1 protein-coding gene and 1 other annotated feature are annotated in these 1,541 nt (G+C 37.9%); the gene reads left to right on the plus strand.

Annotation, left to right across the window (positions count from 1 at the left end; translation table 11 throughout):
- Positions 1-164: 164 nt before the first annotated feature.
- Positions 165-282 (plus strand) — a sequence feature (Phe leader region).
- Positions 283-326: 44 nt separating this feature from the next.
- Entirely contained in the window at positions 327-1,484 is a 1,158-nt protein-coding gene (locus H5072_RS19120) for a chorismate mutase (protein WP_002962945.1), read from the plus strand.
- Positions 1,485-1,541 lie beyond the last annotated feature (57 nt).

Consider the following 1,541-nt stretch of genomic DNA (forward strand, 5'->3'; position numbering starts at 1 on the left):
ATTATTTGAACCAGTTAACGAAATATACCAGATCCGCATTCATATTTATAAATTATTTGTAAAGTTTCTATAATAATCACCTAAGGTAAATAAATAGTACCCTAAGCTTATTTAGATCTTTATTGACATTGTTGGCAACTCTCCATACATTAACCGTATGAACATATTTATCTCTCGCACTTTTTTTTCGTTTTTTAGCTTCTTTATATAGAAGAGGCTTCCCTGTTTGTGAGATAAAATCAATCGAATAGTAAAGCCTCCCAACCGGGAGGCTTTTTTGTTTTTGCTGTGTAATAACAGCCTACTTTTGGAATGAGGATACCAAAATGACAAATGATGTATTAAATGCACTAAGACACGATATAAATGAAATAGACTCCGACCTACTCGTGTTATTAGCTAAACGCCGTCGCATTAGCCACGGTGTGGTTGAATATAAAATCGCCAACAACAAGCCAATTCGCGATGAAGCACGTGAACTCGCGCTTCTAGAAAAATTAATTGGTTATGGTAAGTCACTGGGTTTAGATGCTTACTACGTAAATAATGTGTTTCAAACTATTTTGGAAGATTCAGTTTTACACCAACAAGCAATGTTACAAAAAAACCTTAATCCAGACGCACTGAGTGAAACACACCGTGTAACTTACTTAGGTGGTCAAGGTTCTTATAGCCAGCTTGCATGTCATAAATACTTTAGTCGCCGCCCTGGTAAATTAATTGAAATTGGCTGTACATCGTTTGACGAAATAACAGGTAAAGTAGAAAACGGCCAAGCTGATTTTGGTTTATTACCGATTGAAAACACAAGCTCTGGTAGCATTAACGAAGTATTTGACTTATTACAGCACGCACAAGTCTCTATTGTTGGAGAAGTCACTCACAGTGTAGAGCATTGCTTACTCGCAAACCCTGATACTGAACTTAGCCAACTAACAAAAGTATTTGCACATCCACAACCATTTGCACAGTGCAGCCGTTTTTTACAGGGCTTAGGTGATTTACAACATGAAACTTGTGACTCTACATCAAGCGCATTGCAATCAGCTCTAAACACACCAAATAGTGCTGCAATTGGCTCTGCACAAGCAGGAAAAAATGTCGGCCTTGAAGTCATCAAATCAAATCTTGCTAATCAAAGCGAAAACCATAGCCGCTTTATTGTTGTTGCGCGTAAACCTCTGCAAGTGTCTAACCAAATTCCAACTAAAACTAGTTTAATCATGTCGACAAAACAGCAAGCGGGCTCACTAGCCGATGCGTTGATGATTTTTAAACAGCATAAGATTAATTTAGTAAAACTTGAGTCGCGCCCAACTCCGGGCAATCCGTGGGAAGAAGTATTTTATGTAGATCTTGAAGCAAACTTAGCTGATAGCCAAGTAAAAGAAGCGCTAGAAGAACTTAAAGAACACACCCAATATGTGCGTATTTTAGGCTGCTATCAAAGCGAATCATTACAGGCAGTAAGCGTTAATACCTAATACACACTTTCATAAAATAAAAAGGGCCGATATCGGCCCTTTTTAGCAAAAAGTGAC

It is taken from the genome of Pseudoalteromonas sp. SR45-5, assembly GCF_014163565.1.
GTDB classification, from domain to species: Bacteria; Pseudomonadota; Gammaproteobacteria; order Enterobacterales; family Alteromonadaceae; genus Pseudoalteromonas; species Pseudoalteromonas distincta.